This window comes from Micromonospora sp. WMMC273 (genome assembly GCF_027460285.1).
GTDB lineage: Bacteria > Actinomycetota > Actinomycetes > Mycobacteriales > Micromonosporaceae > Micromonospora > Micromonospora aurantiaca.
The window spans coordinates 766,419-792,936 of the sequence record NZ_JAPZBE010000001.1 but is presented as its reverse complement, the minus strand read 5'-3'; the positions used below and the strand labels follow the sequence as shown (position 1 = coordinate 792,936).

The window sequence follows — 26,518 nt, the reverse complement described above, 5'->3', positions numbered from 1 at the left end:
TTGCTTGCGGGTGTCGTACCCCGGCCCGAGGATGGCGCCGGAGGTACGGTCCGTCGTGAATCTGAAGCCTTACCGGGAAGCGCTCGCGCTGCCCGGTCTCCGATCGTTGCTGCTGGTGTCGGTGCTCGCCCGTGTGCCGCTGACCGCCACCGGGGTGACGCTCACCTTCTACGTGGTGCTCGACCTGGGCCGCGGCTACGGCGCCGCCGGCCTGGTCGGCGCCGCGTCGACGATCGGCGCGGCGGTCGGCGCCCCGCTGCTCGGGCGGCTCATCGACCGCCGAGGGCTCCGGCCGGTGCTGGTGCTCACCACAGTCGCCGAGGCGCTGTTCTGGTCCGCCGCGCCCACACTGCCGTACCCGGTACTCCTGCCGGCAGCGTTCTTCGCCGGGCTGCTCGCCCTGCCGATCTTCTCGATGGTCCGCCAGTCGATCGCCGCGCTGGTGCCGGTGGAGAAGCGCCGCCCCGCGTACGCGCTGGACTCGATGGCCGTGGAGCTGTCGTTCATGGTCGGCCCGGCGCTCGCCGTGGCCCTGGCCACCGCCGTCACGCCGCGCCTGACGCTCTGGGCAGTCGGCGCCGGGATCGTCGCCTCCGGCATCTGCTTCTGGGTGCTCGACCCGCCGATCCGGGCCGCCGACGAACCGGCCGCTCCGCCGCGCCCGGTGCACCGCCGCGAATGGCTCACCCCGCGCCTGCTCGCCGTCCTGGCGGTCAGCCTCGCCGCCACCCTGGTGCTCGGCGGCACCGACGTCGCGGTGGTCGCCGTGCTCAGGGAGGGAGGCGAGGTCGGCTGGACCGGCGCCGTGCTGGCCGCCTGGGCGGTCGCCTCGCTGGCCGGCGGCTTCGCCTACGGCGCGGTACGCCGCTCGTTCTCCCCGCTGGCGCTGATGGCGGCGCTGAGCCTCACCACCATCCCGGTCGGGCTGGGCGGGTCGCACTGGTGGCTGCTGTGTCTGGCGCTGATCCCGGCCGGTGCGCTCTGCGCCCCCACCATCGCGTCCACCTCCGACGCGGTGAGCCGGCTGGCCCCGTCCTCCGTCCGGGGTCTGGCGATGGGCCTGCACGGTTCCGCCGTGACGGTCGGCATCGCGCTCGGCGCACCGCTGGCCGGCGCGGTCATCGACGCCTCCGCGCCCGCGTGGGGCTTCGTGGTCACGGGCGCGATCGGCGCGCTGGTGGCGCTGGCGGTGCTCCCGATAGAGCTGCGCCACCGCCGCACCCCGGCCCTCACCCCGACCCCGGACCCCGACCTGGCCCTGGCGTCCCGCTAGCCCCCGGGCCCCGCCCCCGCCTCCACCCACCCCACCCCGCGTGATCAACTCCCCGAGGCGGGGCGAAACCAGTACGGGGAAGTGGCTAGGTCCCGGCGCTCCGGACACCACCACTCCCCCGTACTGGCGTCGCGTGACGGCCCCGGCCGGAACCCCACGTTCCCGGAAGTTGACCAAGGAGTTGGTGTCCCCCCATGCAGGCCAAACCGACACAAACCCCTTGATCACCGGGGCGCCCCGAGGCGGGGCGAAGCCAGTACGGGGAAGTGGCTGGCTCCAGGCGCTCCGGACACCACCACTCCCCCGTACTGGTGCCGCACCCCGCCCCCCACCCCGGCGATCATGAAGTTGGCGGCGACAAATCGGACACGGAACACCGTCAACTTCATGATCAACGGGGACGGGCGGGGACGGGCGGGAGAAACAGAGCGGGCGCCGCACCCCGTGGGGGAGTGCGGCGCCCGGCCTTGGACTGCGTCAGCGCTGGTCGAGGTTGCCTGCGGTGTCCTCCTGGTAGCTGGCGCCACCGTTGACCTCGCTGGTCAGCGGCTTGGCACCACCCTCCGGCGGACCGGCCAGGCTCTGCCCGGCGGCCAGCTCGGGGAACTTCGCGTCGAACGCCGGCCGCTCCGAGCGGATGCGCGGCATGCGGTCGAAGTTACGCAGCGGCGGCGGGGAGCTGGTGGCCCACTCGAGCGAGTTGCCGTGGCCCCACGGGTCGTCGACCTCGACGACCGGGCCGGTCTTGTACGACTTCCAGCAGTTCCAGATGAACGGCAGCGTCGAGATACCGGTGATGAACGCGCCGATCGTGGAGATCGTGTTCAGCGTGGTGAAGCCGTCGGCGGCCTGGTAGTCGGCGTACCGGCGCGGCATGCCCTCGTTGCCCAGCCAGTGCTGCACCAGGAACGTGGTGTGGAAGCCGATCATGGTCAGCCAGAAGTGGATCTTGCCGAGCCGCTCGTCGAGCATCCGGCCGAACATCTTCGGGAACCAGAAGTAGATGCCGGCGAACACCGCGAACACGATGGTGCCGAAGAGTACGTAGTGGAAGTGCGCCACCACGAAGTACGAGTCGTGCAGGTGGAAGTCGAGCGGCGGGCTGGCCAGCAGCACACCGGTGAGACCACCGAAGAGGAAGGTCACCAGGAAGCCGATCGAGAACAGCATCGGCGTCTCGAACGTGATCTGGCCCCGCCACATGGTGCCGATCCAGTTGAAGAACTTCATACCGGTGGGCACGGCGATCAGGTAGCTCAGGAAGCTGAAGAACGGCAGCAGCACCTGGCCGGTGGCGAACATGTGGTGCGCCCAGACGCTCATCGATAGGGCGGCGATGGCGATGGTGGCGGCCACCAGGCCCTTGTAGCCGAAGATCGGCTTCCGGGAGAACACCGGGATGATCTCGCTGATGATGCCGAAGAACGGCAGCGCGATGATGTAAACCTCGGGGTGACCGAAGAACCAGAACAGGTGCTGCCACAGCATCGGCCCGCCGGTCGCCGGGTCGTACACGTGGGCGCCCATCAGGCGGTCCGCGGCGAGCGCGAACAGCGCGGCGGCCAGCAGCGGGAAGACCAGGATCGCCAGCAGGCTGGTGACCAGCATGTTCCAGGTGAAGATCGGCATCCGGAACATGGTCATGCCGGGCGCGCGCAGGGTCAGGATCGTGGTGATCAGGTTGACCGCGCCTAGGATCGTGCCCAGACCGGAGATGGCCAGGCCGACGACCCACATGTTGGCGCCCACGCCCGGGGCGTGGTCGGCGGTGCTCAGCGGCGTGTACGCGGTCCAGCCGAAGTCGGCCGCGCCGCCCGGGGCGATGAAGCCCGCGGTGGCGAGCGTGCCACCGAACAGGTACAGCCAGTAGGCGAAGGCGTTGAGCCGGGGGAACGACACGTCCGGCGCGCCGATCTGCAGCGGCACCACGTAGTTCGCGAAGGCGAACACGATCGGCGTCGCGAAGAACAGCAGCATGATCGTGCCGTGCATCGTGAAGAGCTGGTTGTACTGCTCGGGCGACAGGAACTGCAGGCCCGGTCGCGCGAGTTCGGCACGCATGATCAGGGCCATCAGGCCACCGATCATGAAGAACACGAACGCGGTGACCATGTACATGATCCCGATCTGCTTCGCGTCCGTGGTGCGCAGCAGCCGCGCGATGGCCGACCCCTTGACCGGCTCGCGGACCGGCCAGGGCCGGGTCACGACCGGCTTGGGTGCGACGGTGGTCACGAGTGGCCTCCGGTTCTGGTTGTCCCGCTCGGCGCGCTGGTCATCGGCGCAGCCGTCATCCGTAGGGAGGATAGTCCCCGGTAGGTGGCCCCGCCGCGTGGGGTGGGCGGCTACGATCTCCCGCTCTCTAGAGGGGACCGGTCAGGAGCCGGTAGTGCTCCCGGAAGATCCGCCCGCCGCGTCCGCGCAGCAACGGGTCGCGCAGCGCCGGCGGCACGTCGCGGGTGCGGTTGCGGTCCCGGGTCCGGTCCCGCACCCAGCGGGTACGCGGGCGGCGACGACTCTCGTACGCGATCAGCGCGGCGTCGACGCTGCCGGCGGCGCGCAGCGACTCGGCGAGCACGACGGCGTCCTCCAGCGCCATTGCGGCACCCTGGGACAGCGTCGGCGCGGTCGCGTGAGCGGCATCACCGACGAGCAGCACCCGGCCGTGGAACCAGCGTCCCAGCTCGACCTCCTCGGTGCGCTCCACGCACACGCTCTCCAGCGCGGCGAGCACCTCGGGCACCGGGCCGCCGTAGGAGCCGAACAGCTCGTGCAGGCGGGCCAGCGGATCGGCGGGCAGGTCGGTGCCGGCCTCGTCGGCGTAGCAGTAGAGCCGTCCGGCGCCGAGCGGCACCACGAGGAACCCGGCCCGCTGGCCGAGCAGGGCGGTCCAGTCCGCGATCCGGGGGCCGCCGCGCACCAGGGCGCGGTAGACCACCTGCCCGGCGGGGCGTGGCGGTCCGCCGAGCGCGGCGAGCGTCCGTACCGCCGAGCGGGGTCCGTCAGCGCCGACGACCAGGTCGTACTCCGCGGTGGTGCCGTCGGTGAAGCCGACGGCGACCCGCCCGGGCAGCGGGTCGACGGTGCTCACCTCGGCGCCGTGGCGCACCGCGCCGCCGGCACCGGTGAGCAGTACCCGGTGCAGTTCGGCCCGGGGCAGCGCCCGGCACTCCCCCACGCCGGCCCAGAGCGCGTCGAGGTCGACCTCGCACAGCGGCGCCCCGGCGGCGTCGAGGAAGCGCTGCCGGTGGATCACCTGGCCGAGCGGGCGCAGCGGCCCGTCGAGGTCGAGCCGGCGCATCGCCCGGGCGGCGTTGCCCGGTAGGTAGAGGCCGGTCTCGATCGTCTCGGTGGGTGGCAGCCGTTCGGTGACGTCGGGCCGGAACCCCGCCAGGCGCAGCGCCCGGGCCACGGCGAGGCCGGCGATGCCCGCGCCGACGACGAGGATGCGCAGGGGGGAACCACCCATCACGGGGTACGCCTCCGGAGGGGGATCGGAACGCGTTGGAGGCAAGACATTACTCGCCGCAACCAGGCGGCGGAAGTGCCCGTGCGCCCTGGCGCGGGCCGCCGGTCGGCGGCGCACCCCGTCCCACCGGCAGGAATCCCGCCTCCATCTGGGGGAAGGGGGCGGCCGCGGTCCTCTCGTGCGCCACCGGCCGGACGCGGAGCGTTAACGAGCCCGGCGCATTTGCGCAATGATTCGAGACATGTAAATGTGTGCAGTGCATCGTGGGAGCGCTCCCGCCCGTACCACCTACCGAACCGGCGCCGTCCCCGCGCCGAGCCAAGGAGCATCATGAAGCGTCCACTCAGGGCCCTCGCGGCGGCCGGACTGCTCGCCGCCGGCACCCTCGTCGCCGTCGCGCTCGGCGGCACCGCCTCCGCCGACACCCAGATCTGCGAGCAGTACGGCTCGACCACCATCGGCGGCAAGTACGTGGTGCAGAACAACCGCTGGGGCACCAGTGCCCAGCAGTGCATCAACGTCACCTCGACCGGCTTCTCGATCACCCGGGCGGACGGCTCCGCGCCGACCAACGGGGCGCCGGTCGCGTACCCGTCGATCTTCGTGGGCTGCCACTACACCAACTGCTCGCCCGGCACGAACCTGCCGGTGCAGGTGAAGAACATCAGCAGCGCCCCGTCCAGCATCAGCTACAACTACGTCAGCGGCGCGATCTTCAACGCGTCGTACGACATCTGGCTCGACCCGTCGCCCAAGCGCGACGGCGTGAACCAGATGGAGATCATGATCTGGCTCAACCGGCAGGGCTCGATCCAGCCCATCGGCTCGCCGGTCGGCACCGCCAGCATCGCCGGCCGCACCTGGGAGGTCTGGCGCGGCAGCAACGGCTCCAACAACGTCATCTCGTACCTGTCGCCGTCCGCCATCCCCAGCTTCAGCTTCGACGCGATGGCGTTCATCAACGACACCCGCAACCGGGGCGCGATCACGAACGACTGGTACCTGACCAGCATCCAGGCCGGGTTCGAGCCGTGGCAGGGCGGCGTCGGACTGGCGGTGAACTCGTTCTCGCAGAGCGTCAACACCGGTTCCAACCCGCCGCCGACCACGTCCGCGCCGACCACGCCTCCGCCGTCCGGCGGCGCGTCCTGCACCGTCACCTACAAGGCGGCGAACGTCTGGAACAACGGCTTCACCGCCGACGTGACCGTCAAGAACACCGGCTCCGGCACGATCAACGGCTGGACGCTCAACTACAACCTGCCCTCCGGGCAGACCGTCACCAACGCGTGGAACGCCACCGTGAGCCAGAGCGGCTCGGCGGTGACCGCCCGCAACGCCGGCTACAACGGCACGCTGGCGCCCGGGGCGTCCACCAGCTTCGGCTACCAGGCGACGCTGAACGGCAGCTACTCCGCGCCGAGCAGCTTCACGCTCAACGGCTCCACCTGCGCCCGGGGCTGACCACCGCACACGAGAAGGGGGCGCGGTCCGCGACGGACCGCGCCCCCTTCCCCGGTACGCCTCAGCCGGCGAGTGCGTCGACGTCGCGCATCTCCTCGGCGGTGAGCGAGAACCCGAACACGTCGACGTTGGCCCGGATGCGCTCCGGCGTGACCGACTTCGGGATGACCACGATCTCGTGGTCGATGTGCCAGCGCAGCACCACCTGGGCCGGTGACACGTCGTGCGCCTGGGCGATGCGGACCAGCACCGGGTCGGACAGGTCACTGGCCTTGAACGGGCTGTACCCCTCCAGCGCCACGCCCCGGTCCCGGTGGGCGGCGTGCGTGTGCCTGTCGTACAGCGACGGGCTCCAGCGGATCTGGTTGACCGCGGGCGTCTCCTCGGTGGCCTGGATCAGCTCGTCGATCTGCCCGATCGAGTAGTTGCTCACCCCGACCGTGCGCGCCATGTTCTCGTCCCGCGCGGCGAGCATCTCCCGCCACACCGGGATGCTGTCGCCCGGCGCGGACGGCGGCCAGTGCACCAGCCACAGGTCGACGTAGTCGGTGTCCAAGGCGGCCAGGCTGGCCTCGATGGTCTCCCGCTCCCGGCCCACCCGGTCCGGCGGCAGTTTGGTGGTGATGAAGACGTCCTCGCGGCGCAGACCGCTCTCCTTCACCGCCCGCCCGACCTCCTTCTCGTTGCCGTACATGGTGGCCGTGTCGATGTGCCGGTAGCCGGCGTCCAGCGCGGCGAGCACCGCCTGGTACCCGGCCTCGCCGGTGGCCTGCCACGTGCCGAAGCCGAGCAGCGGGATCCGGACGTCGCCGGTGAGCGGAAGGGTGGGCTGGTCGCTGTCCATGTCCCCCGTTCTACCCCGGTTGGCCGCACACACACCGGCATCCCGGCGCGTACGGCGGGTCTGGGGGAGGATGCGGGGATGGCGGACCGGCTGGAGGAGTACCGGCGGAAACGGGACGCCGCGCGTACCCCGGAACCGGTGCCCGAGCGGGCTGCCGGCCGGAAACGGTCCGCGCGGCGCGCCCCCCGCTTCGTCATCCAGCAGCACCACGCCCGGAGCCTGCACTGGGACCTGCGCCTGGAGCACGACGGCGTGCTCGCCTCCTGGGCGGTGCCGCGCGGCCTGCCGCGCGACCCGGGCCGCAACCACCTGGCGGTGCACACCGAGGACCACCCGATGGAGTACCTGACGTTCCACGGGGAGATCCCGGCCGGGGAGTACGGCGGCGGGCGGATGACAGTGCACGACACCGGCACCTACCGCGCGGAGAAGTGGCGCGACGACGAGGTGATCGTGGTGCTCGACGGCGAGCGCACGAAGGGCCGGTACGTCCTGTTCGCCACCGGCGGGCGGGGCCGGGACTGGATGATCAGGCGCACCGACCCGGCACCGGAGGGCTGGACGCCGATGCCCGAGCTGGTCCGCCCGATGCTCCCCGCCGAGGGCGGGCGGCTGCCGCGCGACGCCGCCGCCTGGGGGTACGAGCTGCGCTGGGCGGGCGTGCGCGCGATGGCGTACGTCTCGGGCGGCCGGCTGCGGCTGCTCGACGGCGACGACACCGACGTCAGCGGGTCGTACCCCTGGGCACGGGCGATGGCCGAGGCGCTGGCCCCGGCCGAGGCGGTGCTCGACGGCGTGCTGGTCCGGATCGACCCGGCCGGGCGGGTCCGTCCGCCGACCCGGCGCGACGGTCAGTTCCTCGCCGTCGACCTGCTCTGGCTGGAGGGCGTGTCCAGCCTCGACGTGCCGTACGCGCAACGCCGTGACCTGCTCGACGGCCTGGCGCTCACGGGTCCGCACTGGCAGACTCCGCCGTGGTTCCCGGGAGTCGGCGCGGACGCCCTACGGGCCGCCCGTGAGCAGGGGCTCCCGGGAGTGGTGGCGAAACGCCTCGACTCCCCGTACGAGCCGGGCCGGCGCAGCCGGCACTGGCTGAGCATCGACGCGAGCTGAGGACCACCGTGCACCTGACGCACCTGGAGTGCCCGCGCTGCGGCAGTGAACACCCGGCCGACGTGTTGCAGAACCTCTGCGGCTGCGGCTCGCCGCTGCTGGCCCGCTACGACCTCGCCGCGGTGGCCGCCACCGTCGCGCCGGAGCAGTTCGGGCTGCGCCCGGCCGACCTGTGGCGTTACCGGGAACTGCTGCCGGTGGCCGACCCCCGGTGCGTGACCACGCTGGGCGAGGGCTGGACGCCGATGTGGCGCGCGCCGGCGTACGGCCACGAGATCGGCATCGCGGATCTGATCGTCAAGGACGAGGGGCTGACGCCGACCGGTTCGTTCAAGGCGCGCGGCGCGTCGGTGGGCGTGAGCCGGGCCCGGGAGCTGGGCGTGCGGCGGATCGCCATGCCCACGAACGGCAACGCGGGAGCGGCCTGGGCCACGTACGCGGCGCGGGCCGGGATCGGCGCGACGATCGCCATGCCGCTGGCCGCGCCGACGATCTGCCGCGAGGAGTGCCTCGCCGCGGGCGCCGACCTGCGGCTGATCGACGGCCTGATAAACGACGCGGGCCGGGACGTCGCCGAGCTGATCGCCGGGTCGGACGGCGGGATCTTCGACGCCGGCACGCTGCGCGAGCCGTACCGCCTCGAAGGCAAGAAGACAATGGGGTACGAGATCGTCGAGCAGCTCGGCTGGCAGGTGCCCGACGTGATCGTCTATCCGACCGGCGGTGGCGTCGGGCTGATCGGCATCCACAAGGCGCTGCACGAGTTGCGCGAGCTGGGCTGGGTGGAGGACCGGCTGCCCCGGCTGGTCGCGGTGCAGTCCACCGGGTGCGCGCCGATCGTGCGGGCGTTCGCGGCCGGCGAGGAGCGCGTCACCCCGTGGGAGGACGCCCACACCGTCGCGTTCGGCATCACCGTACCCGCGCCGCTCGGCGACGAGCTGATCCTGTCCGCGCTGCGGGAGAGCGCCGGCACCGCGATCGCGGTGGACGACGCCGAGATCCTCACCGACCTGCGCGACTTCGCCGCCCGGGAGGGGCTGCTGCTCTGCCCGGAGGGCGCGGCCTGCCTGACCGCCGCCCGGCACCTGCGCGCGGGCGGGTGGATCCGGCCCGGTGAGCGCGTGGTGGTGCTGAACACCGGGGCCGGCGTCAAGTATCCGGGGCTGGTGCACAGCGGGGCGCCCGTCTGACAGGCGAGATCGTGGCGCCCCGCTCGAGACGTGCGGTCAGGAGGTGGGCGGCTCGTCCTCGCCCGCCTCCTCGGCGGCGTCCGCCTCCTCCTTCGTCTTGTGCACCGCGCCGTCGGCGTGCTCCGGCGGGCCGTAGACGGTGTAGAGCACCAGCGGGTTCGGCCCGGTGTTGACGAAGTTGTGCTTCGTGCCGGCCGGTACGACCACCAGGTCGCCGGAGACGACCTCCTTCTTCTCCCCGGCCACCCGCGCCTCGCCGGTGCCGCTGACGAACGTGAGGATCTGGTCGATGCCCTCGTGGACCTCCTCGCCGATCTCGCCGCCCGGCGGAATGGTCATGATGACCAGCTGGGTGTGCTCTCCGGTCCAGAGCACGCGGCGGAAGTCGGGACTCTTCTCGGCGACTGTCGCGATCGTGAAATGCTCCATGGCCCGCTCATACCCCGATCACGCGCCCGCCACGCCGGGAGTCGCAGATGGTGGAATTCCCCACGCCGATCCGGTTTGGATGCCCGGAGAAGGGGCATGTGCTGCCGACAAGACCGGTGCGGGCTGGACCGGTCGAGCCAGGTCCCCGCCGGCGTACCGCCGTACGGCTGCGGTGGTGGGAGACGGCCGGAGCGCGGCGACGTTACGACCGGAGGTCGTGCGGCGCCGTGCGCTCGTTCGCGGGTCCGGTCAGGCCAGCACGGCCAGGTGGAACGGGCGGTCCGCGTGCCCGCTCGCGCCGTGCGTCTCGACGAACACCGCGTTGGCGATGCCCGAGCGTGGCGCCACCGTGATGACGCCTTGCGGTACCAGCCCGTTCGCCGTCGCCGGGCCGACCGTCCCGACGTACGCCGCCCCGGCCACGTCCTGGTCGAACGCGACCTGGTACATCCCGGCGGCGAGCCGGGTGGCCGAGGTGGCGCCGAGGCCCCGGACGAGCCGCCCGTTGGCGTCGACAACGGCGAACAGCATGCGCGCGGTCGGCGGTAACCCGACCGGTGAACACGAGTTGATCTCGGTGTCGGCGCGCGCGGCATCCCGCATGCTCGGGATCGGCTGGCCGGTGGTTTCCCTCCTTGCCCTGCGGCTCGGCATGGTGATCCTCTCTCCCGCCGGTACGCCGGCAGGAGGCGTTCGTACACTTCCGGGCGATCGTCGGCGGTCCCCCTCGGTGATTCCGACGCTATGTCGGCGAAGCGCCCGGCAACCAGCCGGAGGACTGTCCGATCATTGACAGTGGACGGCTCTGAGCTGCGGAAACGTCGCCCTGACGATCGACTACGGGGTTCCCTCCACCGACCCCTGCGATGCCTGCTCCCGGAACCGGAGCCGACCGGAAACCATGACGCAGCGCAGTCGTCTGGCTACATTGAAGTATGGTGCCGCCGCTCCGAGGTCGACCTCCGGCCTACCGCCCGGTGCTTGCCGCGCGGCGCGGGGAACTGGAGGCGCTGACCCGGCTCGACGACGCCTCCGCCGCGCTGCTCGCACCGATCCTCGACGTTCCGGCCGACGCGCCGTCCATCGTGGATGCGCTGAATCGGCTGCCCGACGGCCTGCTGCCCGCCGTCGACGTGTCGGCGCTGCCGGACGGCGCGGACCACGATCCGGCCCGCTGGGGCGTACCGCTGGTGCCGGTCATCGGTCTCGCGGACAGTGACCGGCGGCTGGCCGCGCACGGCGCGGCGGCCCGGGCCTGGGCGCACCACGCGGTGGTCCGGTTGCGGGTCGGCCCGGACCGGGCCGGACCGGACGCCGCGACGGCGGCGGCGGAACGGGTGTGGCGGGTGACCGGGCTGCTGCCCGAGCAGTGCGATCTGCTGCTCGACGCGGGGGACGTGTGCTGCCAGGCCGACGTGCGGCTGGCCGAGCCACGGGTCCGGCGGGCGGCGCACTGGGCCCGGCGGCACGCCTGGCGCTCGGTCACGGTGGCCGCGGGCGGAATGCCTCCGTCGCTGTCCCGGCTGCCGGTGGACGAACCGGTGCGGCTGGACCGCTACGACTGGTCGCTCTGGCGGCGCCTGGCCGACCTGGGCCTCGGATACGGCGACTACGGCGTCTGCTGCGCGGTACGGGACGCGGACGAGCCGGGCGACCGGACCCCGACGCTGCGCTGGGCCGTCGACGACGCGTGGTGGGTGTACCGCTGGTCGCGGCGGGGCGGGCGGGGCGACGATCGCTTCGCCGACCTGTGCCGCACGCTCACCACAGCGCCGCACTGGTCACCGGCCGGGGCCGGCTTCTCCTGGGGCGACCACGAGATCGTCCGGCGGGCCCGGCGGGGTGCGGGCGCGGGCTCACCGGCCAACTGGATCGCGTGGAGCACCTCACACCATCTGGCGCACGTGCTGGCCGCGCTGGTCCGGCCGGAACCGGACCAGCGGGCCGGCTGAGCTCACTCCTTCTCGGTGAACCCGAACTGGACCACGCCCTCCTCGTCGACGACCGCGTCCACAGACGTGTCGTTGAGCAGCTCGGCCGCGTCCGAGTCGAGGAAGATGCGCGCCCCCTCGGTGTCCACCACCTGGTCGCCCTGCACCGGCTGCGGCACCAGCTCGATCGAGAGCGAACCGGCGTCGGTGTCGGCGGCGATGCGCAGCCCGCCCGCGTCGGCGACGTCCTGCTGGGCGGCGAGGTCGCGGATCACCAGGACGGCGTTGTCGGTCATGGTCAGCATGGCTGAACTCCTCATGGCTGGATGTCGGGTTTCGCGGGCGACACGGCCCACGCGGTCGGCTCGCGACCCGGAAGCGGGCGAGACACGGTCCCGCCGCGCTGGAAGCAGGGCGGTTCCCCGGCCCTCACCCCCACCGTGCCCGCTGCCAGGTCATCCGTCAAACGGAACCCGGCGATCGGCCGCTCCCCGGTGAACAGGTGTTTTCCCCGGTCCGTACCGGGAACACCGAGGGGTTTGCGGTGCCGGCGTCGGCAGCCGCAAATAACCTTTCGCTCCGGAGCCTTTCCCGCAGGAAATCTCCGTGGCAGCATCCTTCCATGCATCGACGCCTATTCCCCCGGGCGCTCGCGGTGCTGGCGCTGGTCGCCACCGCGGCCGCCGCCGGCACCACCACCGCCACCGCCGAAGCGCCCACCCCCGCGCAGACCCGGCTGAACGCCACAATCGACGCGGTCCTCGCCGACAGCCGGCTCGACGGGGCGCAGGCGGGCGTGGTGGTCGTCGACACCACCACCGGCCGTACGCTCTACGACCGCAACGGCACCCGGCGGCTCATCCCCGCCTCCAACACCAAGCTGCTCACCTCGGCGGCGGCGATGGAACTCCTCGGCCCGGGTCACCGCTTCACCACCGAGGTCAGCGCCGACGGGACGCGCCGCGCCGGGATGCTCTCCGGTGACCTCTACCTGCGTGGCGGCGGCGACCCCACCATCCTCGCCGCCGACTACGACCGCCTCGCGCAGCAGGTCGCCGCGGCGGGTGTACGCGTGGTCGCGGGCGATCTGGTCGCCGACGACACCCGCTACGACAGGGGCCGGCTCGGTCCGGACTGGACCTGGGACGACGAGCCCTACTACTACGCCGCGCAGGTGTCCGCGCTGACGGTCGCCCCGGACACCGATTACGACGCGGGCACCGTGATCGTGCACGCCACCCCCGGCACACGGGCCGGCGCACGGCCGAAGATCTCCATGACCCCGGACAACGGCTGGCTGCGGATCGACAACCGGGCCGAGACGGTCGCCGACGGCGAGACCACCATCTCCTTCGAACGTGAGCACGGCGGCAACACGGTGGTGGTGACCGGCCAGATCGCGGTCGGCCAGGCCGCCGAGAGCGACTGGGTGACCGTGTGGGAACCGACCGGGTACGCCGCCGACGTGTTCCGCTCCGCGCTGCGGCGGCACGGCGTACGGGTGCTCGGCCGGACCGTGCTCGGCACCGCCACCCCGGACACGGCCAAGCCGCTCGCCCGGCACGACTCGATGCCGCTGGCCGACCTGATGGTGCCGTTCCTCAAGCTCTCCAACAACGGTCACGCCGAGGTGCTCACCAAGGAACTGGGCCGACAGCTGTCCGGGGCCGGCACCTGGGCCGCCGGGCTGTCCGCGATCAGCGGGTACGTGGGTGACGCCGGAGTGGACACCGGCACGCTGCGCCAGCGCGACGGGTCCGGCCTGTCCCGGCGCAATCTCGTCCCGCCGGCCCAGTTCGTCACGCTGCTCTCGGCGGTCCGCGCCGAACCGTGGTTCGACACCTGGTACGCCGCGCTGCCGGTGGCCGGCAACCCGGACCGGTTCGTGGGCGGGACGCTGCGCAGCCGGATGGGCGGCACCGCCGCCGCGAACAACGTGCACGCCAAGACCGGCAGCCTGACCGGCGCGTCGGCGCTCTCCGGCTACGTCACCGACGCCGACGGACGGCTGCTCGCGTTCTCGATCGTGCTGAACAACTACCTCACCTCGTCGGTGAAGGGGCTGGAGGACCAGATCGCCATCGCGCTCGCCTCGTACACCGAGAAGGAGACGGCGACCGCTCGGCGGGCCGTGCCGGTCGCGCCGGAGTCGCCGCGCGTACCGGAGGGGCGAGAGTGCTCCTGGGTGAAGCCCGCGCTCTGCTGACCGGCCCGGCCGCCCCGGTGCTCAGGCGCCGGGGCGGTACGGACGCGGGTCGGCGGCGGGGTCGCCGCGCTCGACCAGCGCGTCGATCTCCGCCGACGGCAGTCCGCGCAGGGTGAGCACCCGGCGGCCCCACACGTGCAGGCGGCACGGGTGCGGGCTGGCGTCGTTGCGGCAGATGGTCCCGCCCGACCAGGCCCGCGGAGCGTGCACCACCACCGCCCGCACCGCGAACTGGACGTCCTCGACCGTCACGTACGGCGGCATCGGGATCTCGCGCAGCACGTCACAGTCGGTGCGCGGGCGGGCGGGGACGACGGGGGCAGGGCCGGTCATCGGTCGGGCCTCCACAGAGGATGGTCGGACGGGACAACGGAAACGTACGACGCCCGGCCGGGTACGCGACGGACAAACTGTCCCCGCTCAGCGCAGCGCCACCGCCTGCAGGCTGACGTTGCCGCAGTCGCCCAGCGACTCCTCCACCGTCCAGCTCATCAGCAGCCGCGCGCCACGCGAGGCACGGAACTTGATCGTGAACTCGGCGGTGAGCGCCGTGTGCGGATCCTCCATCCGGAGCGTGGTCACCGGGCCGCCGCTGGAGACGCGCACGTCGAGGCGGCCCCGGGCCATCCAGAGTCCGGCGTACAGACGCACCGTGCGCTGCTGCCCGTCAGCGGCCACCGACAGGTTGAACCCGCTGCCCCGATGGCAGGTGTAGAGGCCGGACATCGTGCCGCTCGCCGACGCGACCGGGTTGCCGTCACGCCACGCGTACGCCTCGGGGTTGTTGCTGAAGCTCTCCCGCCGCCCCCGGCCGCCCTCGTCGCGGATCTCGCCGGAGCCACCGCGCTTGCGGACCGTCCGGTCGGCGCCGGTGAGCCCCCAGTGGACCCAGTCGGTGGGCCCGGCGGCGGTGAGGTCGACGGTGGCGGGAACCTCGGCGCGGGTCACGGTGACGGTCGGCGGGAGCGCGGGCGTCGGTGACGGTGACTGCGTGGACGGCGACGGGCTCGGCGACGGCGGCCGCTGCCGGGGACGCAAGCCCGGGTTGACCACCGTGTCGTCGGCCTCGTTCGGCAGCCCGACCCGCCCGGGCGGTGCCACCGGCACTCCGGCGTGCTCCTCGCGCGGCGCGTCGTGCCGTTCGACGCCCAGGTAGACGGCCAGCGCCGCCAGGCAGAGTAGGGCGGCCAGCCCTTCGAGCATCAGCCGACGCCGGCGGCGCAGCCGGCGCAACGCGGACCGGGTACGCGGCAGGCCGTGCCGGTGTGAGCCGGGGCCGGTACGCGGACGGTCCTCCTGGCCCACCACACCCTCCACTTCGGTCACGACACCGCCGGATACGACAGGTGTGCGACGGGCTTCACGGTGTCACCGCATGGCCCTTTGCGCCATATGTCGAGTGACGGGCGTTTCCAGTTCGTTACCTGGCGACCGCTCGCCGGACCGGCCGCTCAGCCTACCGTGATCGCCTGCAGCGCCACCCCGTCGTTCTGGCCGCCGGTCACGGTCAGGGCCTGCCACCTGATCAGCAGCCGCTCCCCCGGGGCCGCCCGGAAGCGGATGACGTACTGGTAGAAGCGGTCGCCCGCGGCGAGGGCGACCTCGCGGACGGCGGGGTCGCCCCCACTGGACAGCGACAGGTCGAGCCGCGCACCGGCCGAGAAGGTGCCGACGAACAGCCGGACCGTACGCAGATCCCCGCTCCCGGTCACGCCGAGCGTGAAGCTCTTCCCGGCGCCGCGCTGGAAGACACCCGCCCGGGTGCCCTCCTGACGCGCCGTCGGCGTGCCGTCGGTCCACTGCAGGTCACAGGCGCCCGCGTTGTGCTCCAGCCGCTCGCCACCCGGGTCCTGGATCTCGCCGCTGCCGCCCGCCTTGCGGTGGAAGCTGTCCGCGCCGGTACCGCCCCAGTGCCGCCAGTCCCGCGTACCGAGGTCGGTGAGCGACAACGACCCCGGCAGCGGTGCCAGGTCCACGTCGAGCAGCGGCCCGCCGGGCGAGACCGGGTCGCCGGTGACCGGCGCGACCGGCGCCCGATCGCCGGGTGCCTGCACAGTCGGTGCCGCCACCGGCGCGGTCTCCCGCGGGGGTGACGCGGGCGACCGGACCGCGTACGCCAGCGCCGTCACCAGCCCGGTCACGGCCACCGCTGCCAACACGGCGCGCCGGCGTCGACGCCGGGCCCGGGCCGCCGCGACCCGGGTGACCGGGGCATCGACCGAGGGCCGGGCCGGGTCGGGCGTCCGACTCAGCCCGGTCCGCGCCGCGTCGCGCAGCCGGACGCTGATCCCGCCGGTCAGGTCGGCGAGGCGCGCCGTCAGACTCTCCGAGGCGGAGTGCCGGCCCGGCCGCGCTTCCACCTCGGCCGGGCCGTGGGCGGCGTCTGCCGGATCGTGGGTGATGCCTGCCGGGCCTGCCGGGCCAGGCGCGGCCGCTGGCGACCTCGCCGGGCCGTGGGCGGCTCCTGCCGGGCCGTCCGGATCGTGGGTAGTGGTGCCCGGCCGGATCGGCGGCGAACCGGACAGGTGCAGTCCGATCGGCGCCGGCCCGACCAGCGGAAGCCGGCCGCCGGGCGGATTCGGACGCGACTCGGGGCCGGCCGGCGCAGCCGCTCCGGAGATGAGTGGTCCCGGGCCGATCGAACCCGGACCGATCGGTCCCGAAGCTTGCACACCCGGGCTCAGCCGACCCGGAGCTTGCACACCCGGCGCGATCGGACCCGAAGCCAGCGGGCCCGGGGTGAGCGGGCCCGGGGTGAGCGGGGGCGGCGCCGGCAGGCTGGGTGCGGGCATGTCGGTCGGGAGCGGACCGGCGGCCGGAAGGTCGGAAGCCGGCGGGCCGGCGGCGCGCGGAGGCGGCCAGACAGCGGTACCGGGCGGATCCAGGTCGAGCGGCGGCACCGGATCGTCCGCGTCGGAGGGTGAGCGCTCGACGTCCGGGGGCATCACCGGCCGGGATGCGCCGGGGTCGGTGTCCCCGGGCAGGCGGCGTGGACCGGTAGGGCGCTCGGGCGCGTCCGTCGATTCGTCCGGCGTGGGCAGCCAACCCCCGACCCGGATTCCGGTCCGCGCGATGTCGTCCTCAGCCACCGACCCTCCTCGGCCACCGGCGGCGAGCGGCCCGGCCCCGTGGCTCGCCGTAGGGAGGATGACACAGAACGCGATCTTGGAGAAGGTCATCGGCCCCCGCAATTCCCACGCACCACCCCCCGCCAGCCCCTCCCGCGGACAAGATCTTGGAAGAATATGGCCCCCATAGGCGGGTTCAACCGGTGGTTGCAACACCTAGTAGCTGGGTCATCTTCTCACCGGGGGTGGCCCAGCCCAGGGTCATGCGGGGACGGTCGTTGAGTTCGTCGGCGATGGCGTTGAGGCCGGTTTGGTCGATGGTGGTGAAGTCGAACTGGCCTTTGGGGAAGTACTGGCGCAGCAGGCCGTTGGTGTTCTCGTTGCTGCCGCGTTGCCAGGGGCTGTGGGGGTCGCAGAAGTAGACCGGGCAGTCGGTGGCGATGGTGAAGTCACGGTGCCGGGCCATTTCTGTGCCCTGGTCCCAGGTCAGCGAGGCCCGTAGGCGCTGCGGTAGCCAGGTCATCGCGGCAGCCAGCTGAGATACGACGTGTTCGGACACCTTGCCCTCGGGCAGTCCGACCAGGATCACGAATCGGGTAGCGCGTTCTACCAGGGTCGCGATCGCGGATCCACCACGTCCACCCCGTCGTACTCCCTCGAGCAGATCGCCCTCCCAATGCCCGGGCACGGCCCGATCGGCGACTTCAGCGGGCCGGGCACTGATGTTCAAACCGAGCCACGGCCGACTCGAGCGCACCGCCGCCGCAGCCACCGGCCGGCGCCGACGCGCCGCTCGCCCGGACCGCAGGGCCACCTGACGAGTCAGCTCGGCACGCAGATTCCCTCGCGCCTGCAGGTAGATCGCCTGATAGATCGTCTCGTGCGACACATGCATCTCCGGCTGCAGCGGATACTCCCACCGCAGCCGAGCGGCGATCTGCTGCGGCGAACGACGTCGACGAAGCATATCCACCACGGTCTGCCGCAACCGCCCGTCAACAGCCAACCGCGGCACACGCCTGGCACGGTTGTGCCGCAAGAACGACGCCCACTGCGCCATCGACGGCTGATACTGCTGCCCGTAACGCTCGAACCGGCCCACCTCACGCGAAACAGTCGAGACCGCCCGTCCCAACCGACGCGCAATCGACCGCAACGACTCACCCGCAGCCCGACCCAACCCAATCTGCTCCCGCTCCAGCGGGCTCAACCTCGACGCCACAACCACCCCAACGAAGATCACCGGAAGGGTGTTGCAACCACCGGTTGAACCCGCCATAGGGGCCATTTCCTACCAAGATCTCCCCCGGCCCGACGCGGCAGACGCACCCGCCCTCGCAAACCCCGTTGATCATGATGTTGGCGGGGACATTTCGGGCACGGAGTGCCGTCAACTTCATGATCGACGGGAGCAGGCGCGGGCGGGCGACGGGAGCAGGCGCGGGCGGGCGACGGGAGCAGGCGCGGGCGGGCGGCGGGCGGCGGGCGGCGGGTCAGTGGCGGGTTCGGTGTTGGCGGCCTCGGGTGGGGTGCCAGCTCTCGATCACGAGGTGGTCGGGTGGGTCGCCGACCCGGGTGAGCACCACCTCGGTCAGCTCGATCCGGAAGCGGTGCGAGCCGTCCTCGGCGGGCGGCTCCTCGTGCGCCCGGCCGGCGATCTTCGCGTCCCCGTCCCAGGCGGACGGGTCGTCCGGCGGGGTGTCCTCGGTCGGGCTGTGCAGCGCCACCCGGGGGTCACGCAGCAGGTCACGCGCCTTGAGCGCGCCGGCCATGCTGCCCAGCCGCAGCTGTCCGTCGTCGCCGAAGTCGAACTCGGTGCCGCTGATCCGCGGGGAGCCGTCCCGCCGCAGTGTCGCCATCGTGCCGTGTTTGCGGACCGCGAAGCGGGCGCGCACCCGCGCCGCGAACTCGGGCTCCGCCGTCACCAGATCGGACCACCATGTCATGTGCCCGAGTGTGTCCGGAAAACCTGACAACCCGCGGCGCCTTTTCAGCCCACCTGGAAACCGAGCACCTGGGCCAGCATCACCGCCTGCTCGGCGTCGATCCGGGCGCCGGAACGCTGCACCGCCGTCGGATCGAGCGCGGACAGGTCGCTGCCGCGCAGGTCGGCCCGGATCAGCTTGGCGGCGTGCAGCTGGGCGCCGGAGAGGTCCACGCCGGTCAGCGTCGCGCCGGTGAGGTCGGCGCCGGTCAGGTCGACCTCCCGCATCCGTACGTCGGTGATCCGCGCCCCGCGCAGGTCGGCCCCGGCGAGCGTGACGAAGGACCAGTCGCCCCGGTCGACGCGCAGCGGGCGCATGTCGCAGCGGTCGAACGTGCTGCCGACCAGCTTGCAGCCGGTGAACTCGGCCTCGAAGAGGTTGCATTTGCTGAACGAGCACCTGGTGAACGCCGAGTCGGTGTGCCGGGAGGCGTTGAACGCCACGTTGCCGAACACGCAGTCGGTGAAGACCGCGCCGCGGCTGACCGCCTCGGTCAGGTCGACGTGGAAGAACTCGCACCGCACGAAGTGCCGGTCGGCCAGCTCCTCGGCGTACCAGTCCTGCTGGCGGTAGGTGACGTCCTCGACCGGCTCGGGCATGCCACCGACCCTAGTGACACTTCCCGGCCGCGGGTACCGGCGGGTAGGTTCGCGGTCGTGAGTGTCACGGTGAGCACCGACCCCGGCCACGTCGGCTTCGATCCCGCCCGGCTGGCGCGGATCGACGATCACTTCGCCCGGTACGTCGACGACGGCCGGCTCGCCGGCTGGCAGATCGTCGTCAGCCGGCGGGGCGAGATCGCCCACTCCTCGACGTACGGGCTGCGGGACCGGGAGGCCGGTACGCCGGTCGAGCCGGACACGCTCTGGCGCATCTACTCGATGACCAAGCCGATCACCTCGGTCGCCGCGATGATGCTCTGGGAGGAGGGCCGGTTCGAGCTGAACGACCCGGTCAGCCGCTGGCTGCCGGAGTTCGCCGACGTGCGCGTCTACGACCGGGGTTCGGTGCTCAAGCCGTACACCGTGCCGGCGGTCGAGCCGATCCGGATCTGGCACCTGCTCACCCACACGGCCGGCCTGACGTACGGCTTCGCCCAGGTCTCGGTGGTCGACGGCCTGTACCGGGCGGCGGGCTTCGACCTGGGCGTGCCGGCGGGCGCGGACCTGGCGGCGGCCTCGGCCGGGCTGGCCCGGCTGCCGCTGCTGTTCCAGCCGGGCACGAGCTGGAACTACGGCGTCTCCACCGACGTGCTGGGCCGCCTGGTCGAGGTGATCTCCGGGCAGTCGCTGGACGCGTTCTTCGCCGAGCGGATCCTGGGTCCGCTGGGCATGACGGACACCCGCTGGTGGGTGGACGCGGCGGACGCGAAGCGCCTGGCCGCGCTCTACGCCCCGCACCCGGCCACCGGGCAGGCGGTACGCGCCGACGGGGTGGGCCGGGCCGCGCTGGCGGAGCCGACCTGGCACTCCGGCGGCGGCGGGCTGGTCTCCACGGCGGCCGACTACCACCGGTTCACCCAGTTCCTGCTGCGCGGCGGCGAGCTGGACGGCGTGCGCCTGCTCGGGCCGCGCACGGTGCGCTTCATGACCCGCAACCATCTGCCGGGCAACCGGGACCTGGCGTCGTTCTCGCCGGAGGGCTTCGCCGAGACGATCCTCGACGGGATCGGCTTCGGGCTGGGCTTCGCGGTGGTGCTGGACCCGGTGCCGTCGCGGGTGCCGAGCAGCGTCGGCGAGTTCTACTGGGGCGGACTGGCCAGCACCGCGTTCTGGGTGGACCCGGTCGAGGAGGTCACCGCGTTGCTGTTCACCCAGCTGATGCCGTCGAGCACGTACCCGCTGCGCAGCCAGTTGCGCCAGCTCGTCTACTCGGCGATCGTCGACTGAGCCGGTTCGGCGGAACGTCCCGCCGTCCCCGGGTGGGCTGCCTAGCCTGTGAGGCATGAGCGACATCGTCGTGTTCGGCGCCGGCGGGACGGCAGGTTCGCGGATCGCGGCCGAGGCGGTCGAGCGGGGGCACCGGGTGACAGCGGCGGTGCGGCGTCCGGAGGCGGTCGGCTATCTACCCCCCGGCGTACGCACGGTGACCGGCGACGCCACCTCGGCGCGGAGCGTACGCGAACTGGCCGAGGATGCGGACGTGCTGGTGGTGGCCATCGGCGGTGGCGAGCGGGAGCTGTGGCGCGACGCCGCGCGGACGCTGGTCGACACGTTGCGTGAGTTGCCGGACCCACCGCGGGTGATCCACGTCGGCGGCGGCTCGACGCTGCTCACGCCGAAGGGCACCCGTTACCTGGACGAGCCGGACTTCCCGGAGGAGTACCGGGACTCGGCGCACGGCCAGGCCGACGCGCTGGAGTTCTACCGCACCAGCGCGGACGGGGTGACCTGGACGTACGTCTCGCCGCCGCCGCTGGAGTTCCACCCGGGTGAGCGGACCGGGCACTACCGCACCGGCACCGACCACCCGGTGACCGACGCGCAGGGCCGTTCGGTGCTCACCTACGAGGATCTGGCGGTGGCGATCGTCGACGAGATCGAGGATCCCCGGTTCGGCAACGCCCGGTTCACCGTCGCGTACTGACCCGGCGCGTACCGGTTCAGTCGGCCAGCCGGGCCGGGAAGCCGCCGGTGGCGATCGGACCCCACGACTCGATCGTGACGCGGATCAGCGACTTGCCCTGCGCGACCATCGCCGACCGGTACTCGTCCCAGTCGGGGTGCTCGCCGGAGATGCTGCGGAAGTATTCGACCAACGGCTCCAGCGCCTCGGGCAGGTCGAGCACCTCGGCCACGCCGTCGACCTGCACCCACGGGCCGTTCCAGTCGTCGGAGAGCACGCACGCGGAGACGCGCGGGTCGCGGCGGATGTTGGCGACCTTGGCGCGCTCGGGATAGGTGGAGATCACCAGACGGCCCTCGGCGTCCACGCCGCAGGCCACCGGGGAGGACTGCGGACGACCGTCGGAGCGGGTGGTCATCAGCACGACGTGGTGGCGGGGGCGGAGGAACTCGATCAGGGCGTCCCGGTCGACCCGGGTGTTCTTCGCGATGCTGCGTGCCATGCCCTCGGTTCTACCAGGCACGCCCGTCGTTCTCAGCGTGGACGCCCTGCGGACCGCTGCGCCGGGACCTGCTCCGGCACGCGCGGGCGCGCCGAGGGCCGCCAGGCGCGGCCGTTGGCGTAGATGACCCGGAAACCGAGGTACGCGGCGAGCGGTGCCCAGTGCGCCGAGCGCATCCGCACCTCGGCGGCGTTGTGCCGCTGACCGTTGGCGAGCACGTCGAGCAGCACCGTCTCGAAGGCGGCCGACTCGACCCAGTCCACCTCGCGGGTGAAGCCGCAGATCAGGGCCGCGCCGGTGACGTCGAGGAACTCGCGTAGCGTGGCGTCGGAGGCACGCAGCACCGAGCAGCTGCCGAAGTAGAGGCGGCGGCCCTCGCAGCGGCCGGCCATCCGCTCGGCCACGTCCGACAGCTCGACCGAGTCCCAGTCGGTGAGGCAGAGCCGGCTCGGCTCGCCGTGCATGGCGAAGAAGCCCACCCGGTGGTCCGCGTACTGCTTGAGCAGCCACCTGTCGACGAAGTAGAACAGCTCGTCACGGGTGGCCGCGTCCTTGTGGATGTAGCGGATGCGGCCGAGTCGTTCGAGCAGGTCGAGCGTGGGCAGGACGGATCCTCGTTCGTTGAGGTCGCGGTGCCACTGCCCCTCGACGCAGAACACGCCGCCACGCGCCAACGCCCACCTCCCCGCCCGTCGAGGTCGCCGCCCGGGTCCGGGAGCAGACGTTACCGCTCACCTCCGACGGGCGACACCCGGCGGCGCGTACGCAAACAGGCAGTATTCACAGCTGATACCCAGCAAACGACCGATGTAAGAACAATTTCGGCTAATCACCACGAAGAATCCTCGCACCTGTCACGGTGAGAGAGACGGGACGTACCGGTCGATGTGCCCGTCGGATCCCAGTTCCGCTCTGACATCGGGAGGACTCTGTGCGCGTCAACACCCTGAAGCGGGCGGCGGTCGCGTTCGCGCTGGCCCTGCCCGGCGCCGCCGTGGCGACAGTCGTGGCCGCGCCACCGGCGCACGCCGACGGCTGCTACACCTGGAAGCGGACGCTGTCCCAGGGAAGCTCCGGCGCCGAGGTCCGGCAGCTCCAGATCCGGGTGGCCGGCTGGGCCGCGTACGGCGGCATCGTCCGGGTCGACGGTGTGTACGGCCCGGAGACGGCCGCCGCGGTCAAGCGCTTCCAGGCCGCGTACGGGCTGCGCGCCGACGGCGTGGCCGGACCGCAGACGTTCGCCAAGATCTACGACCTGCAGAAGGACAGCGACTGCACGCCGAAGCACTTCAGCTACGCCGAGCTGGACAACGGCTGCGGCAAGGGCGGGTGGGCCGGCGGCCCGCTCTCCTCGTCGGCCACCCGGGAGAACGCGCTGCGCACCATGTGGAAGCTGGAGGCGCTGCGGCGCAGCCTCGGCGACAAGCCGCTCTACGTGACCAGCGGGTTCCGCAGCATCGCCTGCAACCGGCAGGTCGGCGGCGCCGCGGACAGCCAGCACCTCTACGGCACCGCGGCCGACCTGATCGCCAAGCACCGCAGCCTCTGCGACATCGCCCGATCCGCCCGTGACCAGGGCTTCAGCGGCATCTACGGGCCCGGCTACCCGGACCACGACGACCACACGCACGTGGACTCGCGGCGGGAGAACAACCGGGACAAGGTGGCGAACACCAGGGACTGGTCCGCCCCGGACTGCGGAGTCAAGTGAGGCGGTGACGGCGGCCCGGCACGGGGGTGGGGGCTCCCCGGCCGGGCCGCCGTCGGCATGCTCCGGCACGACCGACGCCGCTCCGCGACGGGGCGTCTACGCGACCGGAACCGGGCGCCGGGCGTCAGCTCACCCCGGGCCGGTGGCCCGGAGGCAGGCGGTCCGCCCGGAACCGGGCGGCGGGGGTCAGCTCGCCCGGGGCCAGCGGGGCCGGGCGGTGGGAGCCGACCGGGCGGCGACGGGCCGCAGACCGGGCCGCACCGGTGGCGCGGCGACCCGCGGGACCGGACCGCGCGCCGCCTGAGCCGCGGCGGCGGGACGGGCGACCTGCCCAGGCACGGGCCGGCCGGCCTGACCGGGTACGCCCGGCCGCGTCACCTGTCCGGCCGGGCGGGCCACCTGCCCCGAGGCCGGGCGGGCCACCTGCCCCGGGCCCGGACGGGCGCCGGACGGCCCGGTCAGCACGAACGGGAAGGGCACGTGCACGAACGGGTTGCCGTGCCGGATCAGCGCGTCGATCTGACGGTCGTTGAGACCGTGTGTCTCCAGCACGCGCCGGCCCCAGCGATGCAACCGGCAGGGGAACGACGACCCGTCGTTGCGGCACTTCGGCCCCGCGGGCCACTCCTCGGCGGCATGCACCACCACCGCCCGGACCGCGAGGCGGACGTCCTCGGGGGTCAACGGTGCCGGTACCGGCACCTCGCCCAGGATCTGGTCGATGGGATCCGTCGACTGCTCACCAACTCGCACGGCAGGCCTCCCGCAGCTCGGCAGCGGTACGGCGGAACGGCCGCACCACATCCTCGACCACTGGTACGGCCGGGAAACGGCAGCAGTTCAATCCCGCCACGCGGCGCGTCAGACCAGGCCGGCGTCCTGGACCAGCAGGGCCACCTGCACGCGGTTGTTCAGGTCGAGCTTCGTCAGCAGCCGCGACACGTACGCCTTCACCGTCGCCACGCTCATGAACAGCTCGGCGGAGATCTCCGCGTTGGTGCGGCCCCGGCCGAGCAGCACCGCGACCTCCCGCTCCCGCTCGGAGAGCCCGTCGAGCAGTTGTACCGCCCGCTCCCGTTTCGGGTCCGGGCTCGCCACCGGCGCGGTACCGGTGACGTGCGCGATGAGCTTGCGGGTCACCGCCGGGGACAGCGTCGCCTCCCCCGCCGCGACCCGGCGTACCGCCGCCACGATCTCGGCCGGCGGGGTGTCCTTGAGCAGGAAGCCGCTCGCCCCGGCGCGCAGCGCACGCAGCACCTGCTCGTCGGCGTCGAACGTGGTGAGCACCAGCACCTCGGGCGGTTCCGCTGTGGCACGCAGCGCCTCGGTGGCGGCCAGCCCGTCGACCCGGGGCATCCGGATGTCCATCAGCACCACGTCCGGGGCGTACGCGGCGACCGCCGCCGGCACCTCGGCGCCGTCGGTGGCCTCACCGACCACCGCCAGGTCGGGTACGCCGCCGAGGATCATCGACAGCGCGCCTCGGACCAGCGGGTCGTCGTCGACGATCAGCACCCGCACCGGCGCGCTCACCGGGTCGCCGCCCAGGGCAGCCAGGCGGTCAGCCGGAACCCGCCGTCGGCGTCCCGCCCGTGCTCGAGCCGGCCACCGGCGAGCGTGACCCGCTCGGCGATCCCGACCAGCCCGGTGCCGGCACCGGGAATGGCGGTGGGCGACGCGCCCACCGGCCACGGGTTGTGGAGCTCCACCGCGAGCCCGTCCCCCGGGCCGCCAGCGAGCCGGACCGTCACCACCGCGCCCGGTGCGTGCTTGCGGGCGTTGGTCAGCCCTTCCTGCACGATCCGGTACGCGCTGCGCCCGATCGCGGCGGGCACCGCCTCCGGCTCGATCACCTCGTCGACCACGGCGACCCGTACCCCGGCGTCGCGGCTCTCGGCGACCAGCGCGGGCACGTCGGCCAGCGTGGGCTGCGGCCGTTCCGGCGTGGCCTCGGAGCCGACCTCGGCCCGCAGCACGCCGATCACCTCGCGCAGGTCCTGGAGCGCGGCGTGCGCGCTGGCCCGGATCACCCCGGCCGCCCGCGCCACCTCCTCCGGCGGCGCGTCCGGCCGGAACTCCAGCGCGCCCGCGTGCAGGCTGAGCAGGGAGATCCGGTGGGCGAGCACGTCGTGCATCTCGCGGGCGATCCGGCCGCGTTCGAGCTGCCGGGCCTGGTCGAGCCGGAGTTGCTGCTCGGCCTCGGCCCGCTCGGCCCGGTCCCGCAGGGACAGCACCAGCTGGCGGCGGGCGCGGACGAACAGCGCCCACGCCACCACCACGCAGATGAACAACGCGGTCCAGATCACCGAGCCCCAGAACGGCATCGTCGGGTCGGGCCGGACCGCGAGGTAGACCGGCAGGCTCAGCAGATTCCAGCCGACCAGGGCCAGGCCCACCGGTAGCGGCCGGTGCACGAGCACGGTGAACGTGATGATCAGCAGCGCCGCGCCGGAGGTGACCGAGAAGAGCGCCAGCGGCGCGGTGGCCACCGCCAGCCCGACCGGCCAGCGCCGGCGCAGCCAGAGCGCACCGCTGACGAGCAGGCCGACGAGCACGTCGACCTCCTCCAACCAGGCCGGACCGGCGTTGAGCCCGAACTCCGGGGTGGCGCTGGTGACGTCGCCGTGTGCGAGCAACACCCAGAGGATCGCGATCACGAACACCACGCTGTCCACGAACCAGTCCCGCGGCGTCCGCCGGGCGGCTCGGGCGGGCACCAGGGAGCCCGGCAGGAGCCAGGGATGATCGGGTACGGCGGCGCTGGTCAC

26 protein-coding genes are annotated in these 26,518 nt (G+C 72.8%); 9 read left to right on the top strand and 17 right to left on the bottom strand.

Annotated elements, in window-relative coordinates; translation table 11 throughout:
* Positions 1-31 precede the first annotated feature (31 nt).
* Positions 32-1,273, top strand: a complete 1,242-nt coding sequence (locus tag O7611_RS03905) for an MFS transporter (protein WP_269696222.1) — start codon at positions 32-34, stop codon at positions 1,271-1,273.
* Positions 1,274-1,750: 477 nt separating this feature from the next.
* Here O7611_RS03905 and ctaD read toward each other — a convergent pair whose 3' ends face one another.
* Entirely contained in the window at positions 1,751-3,508 is a 1,758-nt protein-coding gene (ctaD, locus tag O7611_RS03900) for an aa3-type cytochrome oxidase subunit I (RefSeq protein WP_013284349.1), read from the bottom strand.
* Between the two features lie 127 nt (positions 3,509-3,635).
* Complete coding sequence (locus tag O7611_RS03895; RefSeq protein ID WP_194799538.1) at positions 3,636-4,742, bottom strand: FAD-dependent monooxygenase; 1,107 nt, start codon at positions 4,740-4,742, stop codon at positions 3,636-3,638.
* A 330-nt stretch (positions 4,743-5,072) separates the two neighbouring features.
* On the opposite strand from O7611_RS03895, the gene O7611_RS03890 reads away from it, so the two are divergent.
* Positions 5,073-6,206, top strand: coding sequence for a GH12 family glycosyl hydrolase domain-containing protein (locus O7611_RS03890; RefSeq protein ID WP_194799537.1), 1,134 nt, complete (start codon positions 5,073-5,075; stop codon positions 6,204-6,206).
* A 61-nt stretch (positions 6,207-6,267) separates the two neighbouring features.
* Here the strand turns inward: O7611_RS03890 and O7611_RS03885 are convergent, their stop codons facing one another.
* Positions 6,268-7,050 (bottom strand): aldo/keto reductase, encoded by a 783-nt coding sequence (locus O7611_RS03885; RefSeq protein WP_194799536.1) that lies wholly within the window; start codon positions 7,048-7,050, stop codon positions 6,268-6,270.
* A gap of 78 nt (positions 7,051-7,128) precedes the next feature.
* On the opposite strand from O7611_RS03885, the gene O7611_RS03880 reads away from it, so the two are divergent.
* Together O7611_RS03880 and O7611_RS03875 are read left to right on the top strand one after the other, a co-directional pair.
* Positions 7,129-8,163, top strand: a complete 1,035-nt coding sequence (locus O7611_RS03880) for a DNA polymerase ligase N-terminal domain-containing protein (protein WP_194799535.1) — start codon at positions 7,129-7,131, stop codon at positions 8,161-8,163.
* An 8-nt stretch (positions 8,164-8,171) separates the two neighbouring features.
* Positions 8,172-9,353 (top strand): threonine synthase, encoded by a 1,182-nt coding sequence (locus O7611_RS03875; RefSeq protein WP_194799534.1) that lies wholly within the window; start codon positions 8,172-8,174, stop codon positions 9,351-9,353.
* 36 nt (positions 9,354-9,389) lie between these two features.
* On the opposite strand, the gene O7611_RS03870 is transcribed toward O7611_RS03875, so the two are convergent.
* Entirely contained in the window at positions 9,390-9,782 is a 393-nt protein-coding gene (locus tag O7611_RS03870; RefSeq protein WP_013284343.1) for a cupin domain-containing protein, read from the bottom strand.
* Positions 9,783-10,031: 249 nt separating this feature from the next.
* Entirely contained in the window at positions 10,032-10,313 is a 282-nt protein-coding gene (locus tag O7611_RS03865) for a hypothetical protein (protein WP_269696221.1), read from the bottom strand.
* A gap of 404 nt (positions 10,314-10,717) precedes the next feature.
* Between O7611_RS03865 and O7611_RS03860 the strand changes: the two genes are divergently transcribed.
* On the top strand, positions 10,718-11,734 hold the full coding sequence (locus tag O7611_RS03860) for a beta family protein (protein WP_269696220.1): 1,017 nt from the start codon (positions 10,718-10,720) through the stop codon (positions 11,732-11,734).
* Between the two features lie 2 nt (positions 11,735-11,736).
* On the opposite strand, the gene O7611_RS03855 is transcribed toward O7611_RS03860, so the two are convergent.
* Positions 11,737-12,018, bottom strand: coding sequence for an iron-sulfur cluster biosynthesis family protein (locus tag O7611_RS03855; RefSeq protein WP_047894073.1), 282 nt, complete (start codon positions 12,016-12,018; stop codon positions 11,737-11,739).
* 317 nt (positions 12,019-12,335) lie between these two features.
* Here O7611_RS03855 and dacB point away from each other — a divergent pair, with 317 nt between their 5' ends.
* Positions 12,336-13,919: a D-alanyl-D-alanine carboxypeptidase/D-alanyl-D-alanine endopeptidase gene (gene dacB / locus O7611_RS03850; protein ID WP_194799531.1), complete on the top strand. Its 1,584-nt coding sequence runs from the start codon at positions 12,336-12,338 to the stop codon at positions 13,917-13,919.
* Between the two features lie 21 nt (positions 13,920-13,940).
* Here the strand turns inward: dacB and O7611_RS03845 are convergent, their stop codons facing one another.
* From O7611_RS03845 to O7611_RS03820, 6 genes are all read right to left on the bottom strand, one after another.
* A complete protein-coding gene (locus O7611_RS03845) occupies positions 13,941-14,252 on the bottom strand; it encodes a hypothetical protein (RefSeq protein WP_194799530.1) in 312 nt (103 codons plus the stop codon).
* A gap of 87 nt (positions 14,253-14,339) precedes the next feature.
* On the bottom strand, positions 14,340-15,245 hold the full coding sequence (locus O7611_RS03840; protein WP_269696219.1) for a hypothetical protein: 906 nt from the start codon (positions 15,243-15,245) through the stop codon (positions 14,340-14,342).
* A gap of 125 nt (positions 15,246-15,370) precedes the next feature.
* Positions 15,371-16,279, bottom strand: coding sequence for a hypothetical protein (locus O7611_RS03835; RefSeq protein WP_269696218.1), 909 nt, complete (start codon positions 16,277-16,279; stop codon positions 15,371-15,373).
* A gap of 904 nt (positions 16,280-17,183) precedes the next feature.
* Positions 17,184-18,266, bottom strand: a complete 1,083-nt coding sequence (locus O7611_RS03830) for an IS30 family transposase (protein ID WP_269696217.1) — start codon at positions 18,264-18,266, stop codon at positions 17,184-17,186.
* 214 nt (positions 18,267-18,480) lie between these two features.
* A complete protein-coding gene (locus O7611_RS03825) occupies positions 18,481-18,933 on the bottom strand; it encodes a pyridoxamine 5'-phosphate oxidase family protein (RefSeq protein WP_269696216.1) in 453 nt (150 codons plus the stop codon).
* A 44-nt stretch (positions 18,934-18,977) separates the two neighbouring features.
* The gene (locus tag O7611_RS03820) at positions 18,978-19,571 is read right to left on the bottom strand and encodes a pentapeptide repeat-containing protein (RefSeq protein ID WP_194799527.1); all 594 of its coding nucleotides are present in this window, start codon (positions 19,569-19,571) and stop codon (positions 18,978-18,980) included.
* A 57-nt stretch (positions 19,572-19,628) separates the two neighbouring features.
* Between O7611_RS03820 and O7611_RS03815 the strand changes: the two genes are divergently transcribed.
* Positions 19,629-20,861 (top strand): serine hydrolase domain-containing protein, encoded by a 1,233-nt coding sequence (locus O7611_RS03815; protein WP_194799526.1) that lies wholly within the window; start codon positions 19,629-19,631, stop codon positions 20,859-20,861.
* A 55-nt stretch (positions 20,862-20,916) separates the two neighbouring features.
* Positions 20,917-21,558 (top strand): NAD(P)-dependent oxidoreductase, encoded by a 642-nt coding sequence (locus O7611_RS03810; RefSeq protein WP_194799525.1) that lies wholly within the window; start codon positions 20,917-20,919, stop codon positions 21,556-21,558.
* A gap of 16 nt (positions 21,559-21,574) precedes the next feature.
* Here the strand turns inward: O7611_RS03810 and O7611_RS03805 are convergent, their stop codons facing one another.
* Together O7611_RS03805 and O7611_RS03800 are read right to left on the bottom strand one after the other, a co-directional pair.
* A complete protein-coding gene (locus O7611_RS03805) occupies positions 21,575-22,039 on the bottom strand; it encodes a PPOX class F420-dependent oxidoreductase (RefSeq protein WP_030272926.1) in 465 nt (154 codons plus the stop codon).
* Positions 22,040-22,071: 32 nt separating this feature from the next.
* The gene (locus O7611_RS03800) at positions 22,072-22,713 is read right to left on the bottom strand and encodes a DUF6642 family protein (RefSeq protein ID WP_194799524.1); all 642 of its coding nucleotides are present in this window, start codon (positions 22,711-22,713) and stop codon (positions 22,072-22,074) included.
* A 257-nt stretch (positions 22,714-22,970) separates the two neighbouring features.
* On the opposite strand from O7611_RS03800, the gene O7611_RS03795 reads away from it, so the two are divergent.
* A complete protein-coding gene (locus O7611_RS03795) occupies positions 22,971-23,750 on the top strand; it encodes a D-Ala-D-Ala carboxypeptidase family metallohydrolase (RefSeq protein ID WP_194799523.1) in 780 nt (259 codons plus the stop codon).
* Between the two features lie 186 nt (positions 23,751-23,936).
* On the opposite strand, the gene O7611_RS03790 is transcribed toward O7611_RS03795, so the two are convergent.
* The 3 genes from O7611_RS03790 to O7611_RS03780 form a co-directional block, all read right to left on the bottom strand.
* Positions 23,937-24,503, bottom strand: a complete 567-nt coding sequence (locus O7611_RS03790; protein ID WP_269696215.1) for a hypothetical protein — start codon at positions 24,501-24,503, stop codon at positions 23,937-23,939.
* 108 nt (positions 24,504-24,611) lie between these two features.
* Positions 24,612-25,307, bottom strand: a complete 696-nt coding sequence (locus O7611_RS03785; RefSeq protein WP_370584885.1) for a response regulator — start codon at positions 25,305-25,307, stop codon at positions 24,612-24,614.
* Positions 25,280-26,518 (bottom strand): sensor histidine kinase, encoded by a 1,239-nt coding sequence (locus O7611_RS03780; RefSeq protein ID WP_194799520.1) that lies wholly within the window; start codon positions 26,516-26,518, stop codon positions 25,280-25,282. The genes O7611_RS03785 and O7611_RS03780 overlap by 28 nt, the downstream gene beginning before the upstream one ends.